Below are 8,871 nucleotides of genomic sequence, written 5' to 3'. Positions count from 1 at the left end.
GCCCGCCCCCGCGGGGGGGGGGGGCCCCCCCCCCCCCGCGGCGCACGGGTCCGCGCCCTCACAGGGCGCGGTGCGCGGCGATGACCTCGGCGTAGCGGCGGCCGCTGGTCTTGACCGTGCGGCGCTGCGTGTCGTAGTCGACGCGGACGAGGCCGAACCGCTTGTCGTAGCCGTAGGCCCATTCGAAGTTGTCCAGCAGGGACCAGGCGTAGTACCCGGCCAGCGGCGCGCCGCGGCGGGCGGCGCGTGCGCAGGCCGCGAGGTGTCCGGTCAGGTACCGGGCGCGTTCGGGGTCGTGGACGCTGCCGTCGGCGGCGACGGTGTCGTGGTACGCGGAGCCGTTCTCGGTGACGTGGATGCGGCGGGCCCCGTACTCCTCGGTCAGCCGCATGAGCAAGGCCTCCAGGCCGTCCGCGTCGACTTCCCAGTCCATGCCGGTGCGCGGGACGCCGGGGCGGTCGGTCTGGCGGGCGTGGGGGGCGGGGCCCGCCGGGTCGGCGGTGACGGTCTGCGGGAAGTAGTAGTTCAGGCCGGTCCAGTCGAGCGGGGTGGCGATGGCGGCCGCGTCGCCGGGGCGTTCGGGGAGGTCGACGGCGTAGACCTCGCGCATGTCGGCGGGGAAGCCGCGGCCGTGGACGGGGTCGAGCCACCAGCGGTTGACGTGGCCGTCCATGCGCCGGGCCGCCGCCCGGTCGGCCTCGGTGTCGGTGGCGGGCCCGACGGTGGAGAGGTTGTTGACGATGCCGATCCGGGCGCCGGGGGCGGCGGCGCGTACGGCCCGGGTGGCGAGGCCGTGGCCGAGCAGCAGGTGGTAGGAGGCGCGGACGGCGGCGGTCAGGTCGGTCCGGCCGGGGGCCATCCGGCCCTCCAGGTGGCCGATCCACGCGGAGCACAGGGGTTCGTTGAGGGTGGCCCACTGGGTGACCCGGTCGCCGAGGCGGCCGGCGACGAGCCCGGCGTACGCGGCGAAGTGCTCGGCGGTGGCCCGCTCGGGCCAGCCCCCGCGGTCCTGGAGGGCCTGGGGCAGGTCCCAGTGGTAGAGGGTGACGCAGGGGGTGATCCCGGCGTCGAGCAGGCCGTCGACGAGCCGGTCGTAGAAGGCGAGGCCCTTGGCGTTGGGCGGGCCGTCGCCGTCGGGGACGACCCGTGGCCAGGCGATCGACATCCGGTAGGCGTTGGTGCCGAGCTCCCGCATGAGGGCGATGTCCTCGCGCCAGCGGTGGTAGTGGTCGCAGGCGGTGTCACCGGTGTGGCCGCCGTCGACGGCTCCGGGGGTGTGGGAGAAGGTGTCCCAGATGGAGGGGCCGCGGCCGTCCTCGGCGACCGCGCCCTCGATCTGGTAGGCGGAGGTCGCGGTGCCCCAGGCGAAGTCGCGGGGCAGGGCGGCGAGGTCGATGGGGCCGCCCTCGGTGGCGGGGGCGGTGGCGCGGCGGGGTTCGGAAAGGGTCATGTGACGGCTCCTGCCGGAAGGGTCATTTGACGGCTCCCGCCGTGAGGCCGGCCACCAGGTACCGCTGGAGCAGCAGGAATCCGGCGACGACGGGGATGCTGACGACGAGCGAGGCGGCCATGATCTGGTTCCAGTAGACGTCGGTCTGCGTGGAGTAGCCCTGGAGTCCGACGGCGAGGGTGCGGGTGGTGTCGTTCGTCATGACGGAGGCGAACAGCACCTCTCCCCAGGCGGTCATGAAGGCGTACACGGCGACGGCGACGATGCCGGGGACGGCGGCCGGGACCACGATGCGCAGCAGCGCGCCGAGGGGCCCGCAGCCGTCGACGGTGGCGGCCTCGTCGAGGTCGCGGGGCACCGAGTCGAAGTAGCCGATCAGCATCCAGATGGAGAAGGGGAGGGAGAAGGTCAGGTACGTGAGGATCAGCGCGCCGCGGGATCCGTAGAGGGCGGTCCCGGTGGCGTTGCCGATGTTCACGAAGATCAGGAACAGCGGGAGCAGGAAGAGGATCCCGGGGAACATCTGGGTGGAGAGCACGGTGACGGTGAACAGTCGCCTGCCGCGGAAGCGGTGGCGGCTGACCGCGTAGGCCGCGAAGACGGCGATGACGACGGAGGCGGCGGTGGCCGTGCCCGCCACGATCAGCGAGTTCACGAAGTACTCGGCGAGCGGGACGGTGTGCCAGATGTCGAGGTAGGGGCGGACGGTGAGCCCGCCGGGGATCCAGCGGAACCGGCCCGCGACGTCCCGGAGCGGTTTGAGGGAGCTGGTGACCATCACGTGGACGGGCAGCAGTACGAAGCCGGTGAGCAGGGTGAGGAAGGCGGCACGGACCACCCGGAAGGAAGGGGGCGGGTCCAGCGGTGACCGGCGGTCAGCCATGCCCGTTCCTCCGTCCGCGGGTGGTGAGGAGCAGGTATGCGCCGGTGACCAGCAGCAGGAAGAGCAGCAGCAGGACGGACATGGCCGATCCGGTGCCGAAGTTCCAGGTGACGAAACTGGACTGGTAGATGTGCAGGGAGATCAGGTCGGCGGCCTCGGGGGCCGACTTGCCGAACAGCACGAACGGCGTGTTGAAGTCGTTGAAGGTCCACAGGAACAGCACCAGGACCAGTACCTGGTTGACCGGGCCGACCGAGGGCAGGGTGATCCGGCGGATCTGCTGCCAGGTGCCGGCGCCGTCCAGCGCGGCCGCCTCGTACAGCTCCGCGGGGATGTTCTGGAGCGCGGCCGTCACGATGAGGAAGGCGAACGGCCAGCCCTTCCAGACGGAGACCGTCAGCAGGGCCCAGAAGCTGTTGTCGCCGAGCAGCCAGAAGGTGTGTTCGGCCCCGCCCAGGCCCAGCTGGTCGTGGAGGACGTGGTTCACCAGGCCGTTGTCCCGCTGGAACATGAACGCCCAGGTGATGACGGCCGCGTACACGGGCAGGGCGTACGGGACCAGGAACAGGGCCCGCAGGAGGCCGCGGCCGCGGAACCCGCCCTGCATGAACACCGCGGCCGCGGTGCCCAGCAGCCAGCACAGGCCGACGGAGAGCAGGGTGAAGAGGCAGGTGGTGAGGAAGGAGCGCAGGAGGGCCTCGCCGACGGGCCGGTCGACGTCGAGGACGAGTTCGTAGTTGGCCCATGCCGTCCACGGGGCGCGGGACCAGTCGCGGATGAAGAACTGGGTGAGCTGCCGGAAGCTCATCAGGACGCCCATCACCATCGGGAGGAGGTGGACGAGCAGTTCGAGGAGCAGGGCGGGCAGGATCAGGAGGTAGGGCAGGGAACTGCGGCGCAGGCGTGCGGTCTTGGCGTTCATCGGGCCGGACTCAGCTCGCCATCTGCTGCTGTGCCTTGGCGAGCCGGGCCTTGACCGACTCGGTGGTCACCGGGCGGCCGGCGGCGGCGTCGGCGAAGAGCTCCTTGACGGCCGTGCCGACGGCGGTCTCGAACTGGGACTCCTGCGGGACCTGTGGGAGCGGGGCGGCGCTGGTGCCCAGGGTGGTGCGGAGGACGGAGAGGTCCTCGCCGGCGAAGGCGGGATCGCTCTGGGCGGCCTTGACGGGCGGGACGGATCCGTAGGCCTTGTTCAGGATCTTCTGCTCCTCGTCGCTGGTCATGAACTTCACGAACTCCAGGGAGCCGGCGGTGTTGTCGGTGTTCTTGAAGACGGCGAGGTTGATGCCGGCGACCATGGAGTTGGTGCCCCGCCCGGTCCCCGGTGTGCCTCCGGCGGGTACGGGGACGGGGGCCACGCCCCAGTCGCCCTCCTTCATTCCGTGGCTCTTGAAGGAGGAGGCGGCGCTCTGCCACAGGACCATGGCGGTCTTGCCGTTGGCGAAGTCCTGGAGGGACTGGTTCTGGGCGTACTCGGCGTTGCCCGGGGCGATGATCTTGTCCTTGGCCATGAGGTCGACGTACTGCTTGACGGCCTCGACGGCGCCCGGGGAGTCGAAGGCGGGCCTGCCGGCCGCGTCGAAGAAGTCCGTTCCGTGCTGCTTGGCCAGCACGAAGGCCTGGTGGATGTTGTTGGCGAGGTTCGCGCCCTCCGCCCCGAGGGCCCACTTTCCGTCCCCGGACAGCTTCCGGCCGGTGGTGGCCATCTCGTCCCAGGTGGCCGGCGGCCCGGTGATGCCCGCTTCCCGGAACATCTTCTTGTTGTAGTAGAGCGCGTACGCCATCGAGTAGAGCGGGACGGCGGCCGGGTCCTGGCCGGCGGCACCCGCCGAGCCGATGGCCGACTCCACGAACCGGTCCCTGCCGCCGATCGCGGCGAACCTGCCGGTGTCCCACGGCAGCAGGGCTCCGGTGGCCTGGAGGGAGGCGGACCAGGTGTTGCCGATGTTGAGGACGTCGGGGCCCTGGCCGGAGGCGGTGGCAGCGAGGATCCGGCCCAGCAGGTCGGACCAGGGGACGACTTCGAGTTTGACCTTGATGCCGGTCCGCTCCTCGAACTTCTTCAGCTCCGGGCCGAGGGTCGCCTGGTCCGCCGCGAGATCGGGGCCCTGGTTGGAGGCCCAGTACGTCAGTTCCTTCGGGGCCGTGTCGGAGCCGCCCCCGACGTTCGCGGTGCCGCCGCCGCAGGCGGTGGCGGTGACGGCGAGGAGGGAGAGGGTGAGCGCGGTGCTGGCGGCGGCTCGGATTCTGCGCATGGCGGATCGGCCCCTTTCGGCAGGGTCGGGGGAAGGCCGGCAGGCGGTCCCGGCCGGGGCGCCTGATCGGCACCCGCTGGTCCAGGCCTTAATTTAGGACGTGAGTTAAGCCCCGTGAAAGGGTCGCGTCAAGAGCTCGCGCAGGGGTATGTTGCGACCAACTGCAGCGCGGGAGGCACCAGATGACGACAGGGCGTGGCGGCCGGACGGTACGGGACCTGCGGCGCGGCAACCGCAGCGCCGTACTCCGGCGGCTCTACTTCGGCGGACCGATGAGCCGCCAGGAGCTGGGGCCCTCGACCGGGCTGAGCTCCGGATCCGTCAGCAACGTCGTCGGCGAGCTCATCGCGGACGGACTGCTGGAGGAGGCCGGCGTCGTCGACTCGGACGGCGGCCGCCCGCGCACCTTGCTGCGCGTGGCCCCCGGCAGCGCCCACCTGATCGGGGTCGACGTCGGCGAGACCCGCGTCCGCGTCGAGCTCTTCGACCTCGCACTGACCGAACTCGCCCGTACGGAACTGCCGTTGCTGCCGCGCGGCTGCTACGACGTCGGCCCGGTCGTGGACCACGTCCGCACCGGGATCGAGGCGGTGCTCGCCCGGGCCGGGGTCGGTACGGAACGGCTGCTGGGCGTGGGCGTGGGGGTCCCCGGCATCGTGGACCGCGGGGCCCCGGGCGGAGCGGTCGTGCACGGGCAGACGATCGGCTGGGACGCGGTGCCGCTGGAGGCCCTGCTGCGCGCGACCGGGGCGCTGCCGCAGGAGGTCCCGTACCTCATCGACAACGGCGCGCGGACGCTGGGCCAGGCCGAGATGTGGTTCGGGGCGGGGCGGGGGGCGCGGGACGCCGTCGTGGTCCTGTTCGGGTCCGGGGTCGGCGCGAGCCTGATCACGGACGGCTCCCCGGACGGCGCCGGCACGGAGGGAACCCCGCTGGAGTGGGGCCACTTGACGGTCTCGGTCCGGGGGCGGCGCTGCCGCTGCGGGGCACGGGGCTGCCTGGAGGCGTACACGGGGGCGGAGTCACTGCTGGCCCGCTGGGCGGAGCGCGGCGGGCCCGGGGGCACCCCGGCGGACTCCGCGGACCCGGCGGGCCCCGCGGACCCGGTCGACGAGGAGGCGGCCCTCGCGGCCCTGCTGGCGGCGGCCGTCGCGGACGACCCGGTGGCCCGCGACGTCCTCGACGAGACCGCGGAGTACCTGGGCGCGGGCCTGTCGGACCTGATCAACCTGTTCCGGCCGGAGCGGATCCTGATCGGCGGCTGGGCGGGGCTGCTGCTGGGCCCGTACCTCCTCCCGGCGGTCCGGGAGCACGCGACCCGCTACTCCCTGCGCCACCCGGCCGCCCGGGTCTCCGTCGGCCTGGGCTCCCTGGGCCCGGACGCGGTCACGGTCGGCGCGGCCACGCTCCCCCTCGCCGCCTTCTTCACCACCGGCGGCCGCCGCCCCGCCCCGCCGGCCACCCCGGAACGACCGGGCTGGCAGACGTCCTTGACCCGACGGGGCTGACGGGGCTGCCGAGGCCAGGGGGTGTCCCGTCGATCGGGCCGGGCCCCCGGCGGGGCCCGGCGCCGGTCACTCGTACTCCGTGCCGCCCTTGCGGGTCAGGTACGCCGGGCTGACGGCTTTGGCGATGGCCCGGCCCCCGACGACCGGGCTGTGGCGCTCCACGGCAGGGCGGATCACCACGCCCTCGCGCAGGTGCACCGCCCGGCCGGACACCGTCTCACGGCCGCCGGCCAGCTCCAGCACCGTGTCGAGCGCGTACGGTCCCTCGAACAGCCTTGGCACGAGGGGCAGTTCCCCGTCCGGGAAGACCTCCTGCGGATCCAGCCACCGCACCTGCCCGTCGATCTCCGCGGAGACGTCGAAGACGGCGTATCCCGGCCCCCGGGCGGCCGTGCGCGCGTCGGTTCCGTAGCCGAGGTCCTGGACCCCCGCGCCGTACACCTCTGCGAACACGCCGATCCGGGTGGCGCCGAGCCGGGCGGCGGCCTTCGCGGCGGCCTCCGGGACGCCGTGGCCGCGTACGGCCCGCCAGTACAGGTTGCGCTCCTCCTCCTTCAGCGCCAGCCCCTTGGCCCCGAATCCCTTGGAGGACACGAGCACGCGCCCGTCGTCCGCGACGTACGTCAGCAGGCAGGCCGTACCGTGCAGCTTCTCGGTGAGGACGACCGGCTCGCCGGGCTCGAAGAGGTGCGGGTAGCGCTGGAGGTTCTCGATGTCCACCCACGGCAGCAGGTCGGGCGCGGACTCCACCTCGCCGTTCATCGTCGTCGGGACGGGCGGCGCCCATTTGGTGATCCCGAGCAGTCCGGCGAAGTCCGTGCCCTCCTGCGCCGCCCGCGCCAGGTCCACTCCGGCCAGCGCACGCGGCCGGCACACCAGCCCCTGCGACAGCTCGCCGCGCAGCCGGACGGCCTTGACCCGGTCGGCGGCGCCGCCGGCGAGGCGCCCGGTCAGGCCGAGCTCCTCGATCAGTCCGGCGGGCAGCACGGCCTGTTCGGGTATGTAGACGGCGAACTCGCCGGTGCGGTATGCGCCCTTGGCGACGACGGCGCGGTACAGGCCCACCTGGGCCAGCTCCAGCGCGTCGGCGTTCGGGTGGTCGTGGACGGTCAGCTCTTCGGCGGTGACCCGCAAGGTCGACATGGGCGCAACTCCTGGGACGTGACGGTGTCGTGGGTGACGGTGTCGGCTACGACGGCGTCCACTGTGCGGGCCGGCATTTTTGCTGGTCCAGCGGAAATCGCGGTGTTAGCCTGACCCGCCTTCCCTTCCCCGCCGCCCCCGGAGGTTCCCGTGCCGCGCCGTCCCGTCACCGTCGTCACCGGAGGCAGCCGGGGCATCGGCGCCGCGGCCTGTGTGCGGCTGGCCGCCGAGGGCCATGACGTCGTGCTCGGCTACCTCCGGGACGACGCGGCGGCCGAGGCCGTCGCGGAACGCGTACGGGCGGCCGGCGCGCGCTGTCTGACCGTACGGGGCGACACCTCCCGGGAGTGCGGGGTGGAGCGGCTCTTCGACCTCGCCGGGGCCGAGTTCGGCGCCGTGACAGCCCTGGTGAACAACGCCGGGGTGACCGGCCCGCTCGGCCGGCTCGCCGACGCCTCGACCGAGGACCTGCGGCGCGTGGTCGAGGTCAACCTGCTGGGGTACCTGCTGTCCTGCCGCCGCGCCGCCCGGGACATGGCGGAGGCGGGCGGCGGGGCCATCGTGAACGTCTCCTCGACGGCCGCCACGCTCGGCAGCCCCGGCGAGTACGTCCACTATGCGGCGACCAAGGCCGCCGTCGACGCCCTGACGGTGGGGCTGGCCAAGGAACTCGGCCCGGACGGCGTCCGGGTCAACGCGGTCGCACCGGGCATCGTCGAGACCGGCATGCACGCCGCGATGGGCGACCCCGACCGGCCGGCCCGGGCGGCCGCCGGGATTCCGCTCGGGCGGGCCGGGCAGCCCGAGGAGATCGCCGGGGCCATCGCGTGGCTGCTGTCCCCGGACGCCTCGTACACGACGGGCGCCGTCCTGCGGGTCTCGGGCGGCCGCTGAGCGGTGGCGGTGTCGGCCGCCGGCCAGCCCGGTCAGCCCGGTCAGCCGCCGAACGCCGCCTGCGTGGCCGGGCCGTACACCCCCGGCTGGTCGCCCTTGATGTCCCGGTCGCGCTGGAGCTGCGCGACCCCGCGCTTGGTCTGGCTGTCGTAGACGCCGGTGACCGAGACGTACGTGAACCCCTGCCCGAGGAGCCGCTGCTGGAGGGCGCTCACCTCGGGCCCGCGGTCGCCCATCCGCAGCGTCCCGGTCGGCTCCGACGACGGCCGGACGGACGGGGCGCCCGCCGGGGGCGTCGGCTTCGGGCTCGGCGGCGTGGACGGCCCGGACGGCGCCGCCGGCGCCGTCGCCGGGGGCGTGGAGCGTCCGGAGGCCCGTCCGGACCCTGCGGGCGAGGGCTCGTCGGTGTCGCCGCCGGCGCCGGCGCTGCGTGCCGGGAGCATCGGAACGGACAGGTCCGGCCGGACCACGGCGCGGCCGGGCTGCGGGTCGGGGCCGGTCAGCAGCCACACCAGCGAACCGGCGCCGCCGAGGGCGAGCAGGGCGAGGACCGCCAGCGGAAGCCGGCTGCCGCGCTCGCGCCCGGCGGCGCGGCCCCTGTGCGCGGCGTGGGCCCCGTGCGCGGCGTGGGGCGCGGCGTGGGGCGCGGCGTGGGGCGCGGCGTGGGGCGCGGCGTGGGCGCCGCGCGCGGTGCCCGCGCGGGTGGCGGCGGGTGGGGCGGGCGGGGGGGGGCGCGGG

The 8,871-nt window shown here is 74.0% G+C and carries 8 protein-coding genes; 2 read left to right on the top strand and 6 right to left on the bottom strand.

Translation table 11 applies throughout. The features are described from left to right. Positions 1-58: 58 nt before the first annotated feature. Genes ACFXA3_RS23690 through ACFXA3_RS23675 form a run of 4 tightly spaced genes read right to left on the bottom strand, consistent with a single transcriptional unit; the run spans position 59 to position 4,588 of the window. Positions 59-1,450 carry a GH1 family beta-glucosidase gene (locus ACFXA3_RS23690; protein WP_385189785.1) on the bottom strand — a complete coding sequence of 464 codons (1,392 nt, stop codon included), beginning with the start codon at positions 1,448-1,450 and terminating at the stop codon, positions 59-61. Between the two features lie 22 nt (positions 1,451-1,472). Further along, entirely contained in the window at positions 1,473-2,333 is an 861-nt protein-coding gene (locus ACFXA3_RS23685) for a carbohydrate ABC transporter permease (protein WP_385189782.1), read from the bottom strand. Then, positions 2,326-3,255 (bottom strand): carbohydrate ABC transporter permease, encoded by a 930-nt coding sequence (locus tag ACFXA3_RS23680; protein WP_385189780.1) that lies wholly within the window; start codon positions 3,253-3,255, stop codon positions 2,326-2,328. The genes ACFXA3_RS23685 and ACFXA3_RS23680 overlap by 8 nt, the downstream gene beginning before the upstream one ends. 10 nt (positions 3,256-3,265) lie before the next feature. Then, the gene (locus ACFXA3_RS23675; RefSeq protein ID WP_385189779.1) at positions 3,266-4,588 is read right to left on the bottom strand and encodes an ABC transporter substrate-binding protein; all 1,323 of its coding nucleotides are present in this window, start codon (positions 4,586-4,588) and stop codon (positions 3,266-3,268) included. 182 nt (positions 4,589-4,770) lie between these two features. On the opposite strand from ACFXA3_RS23675, the gene ACFXA3_RS23670 reads away from it, so the two are divergent. Beyond that, on the top strand, positions 4,771-6,096 hold the full coding sequence (locus tag ACFXA3_RS23670; RefSeq protein WP_385189776.1) for an ROK family protein: 1,326 nt from the start codon (positions 4,771-4,773) through the stop codon (positions 6,094-6,096). A gap of 66 nt (positions 6,097-6,162) precedes the next feature. On the opposite strand, the gene ACFXA3_RS23665 is transcribed toward ACFXA3_RS23670, so the two are convergent. Further along, on the bottom strand, positions 6,163-7,239 hold the full coding sequence (locus ACFXA3_RS23665) for an RNA ligase (ATP) (protein WP_385189773.1): 1,077 nt from the start codon (positions 7,237-7,239) through the stop codon (positions 6,163-6,165). A gap of 150 nt (positions 7,240-7,389) precedes the next feature. Between ACFXA3_RS23665 and ACFXA3_RS23660 the strand changes: the two genes are divergently transcribed. Next, entirely contained in the window at positions 7,390-8,133 is a 744-nt protein-coding gene (locus ACFXA3_RS23660; RefSeq protein ID WP_385189771.1) for an SDR family NAD(P)-dependent oxidoreductase, read from the top strand. A gap of 41 nt (positions 8,134-8,174) precedes the next feature. Here the strand turns inward: ACFXA3_RS23660 and ACFXA3_RS23655 are convergent. Then, positions 8,175-8,871, bottom strand: a 697-nt coding sequence (locus ACFXA3_RS23655; RefSeq protein WP_385189768.1) for a peptidoglycan-binding protein, incomplete at its 5' end; no start/stop codon positions are given.

Source organism: Streptomyces sp. NPDC059456 (assembly GCF_042750055.1).
In the GTDB taxonomy this organism is placed as follows: Bacteria; Actinomycetota; Actinomycetes; order Streptomycetales; family Streptomycetaceae; genus Streptomyces.
This window is presented reverse-complemented; position numbering and strand designations above follow the sequence as displayed.

Excerpts from the sequence above, each read along its gene's own strand:
- ACFXA3_RS23675 (WP_385189779.1), bottom strand. The coding sequence starts at position 4,588 with ATGCGCAGAATCCGAGCCGCCGCCAGCACCGCGCTCACCCTCTCCCTC.
- ACFXA3_RS23680 (WP_385189780.1), bottom strand. The coding sequence starts at position 3,255 with ATGAACGCCAAGACCGCACGCCTGCGCCGCAGTTCCCTGCCCTACCTC.
- ACFXA3_RS23670 (WP_385189776.1), top strand. The coding sequence starts at position 4,771 with ATGACGACAGGGCGTGGCGGCCGGACGGTACGGGACCTGCGGCGCGGC.
- ACFXA3_RS23690 (WP_385189785.1), bottom strand. The coding sequence starts at position 1,450 with ATGACCCTTTCCGAACCCCGCCGCGCCACCGCCCCCGCCACCGAGGGC.
- ACFXA3_RS23685 (WP_385189782.1), bottom strand. The coding sequence starts at position 2,333 with ATGGCTGACCGCCGGTCACCGCTGGACCCGCCCCCTTCCTTCCGGGTG.
- ACFXA3_RS23665 (WP_385189773.1), bottom strand. The coding sequence starts at position 7,239 with ATGTCGACCTTGCGGGTCACCGCCGAAGAGCTGACCGTCCACGACCAC.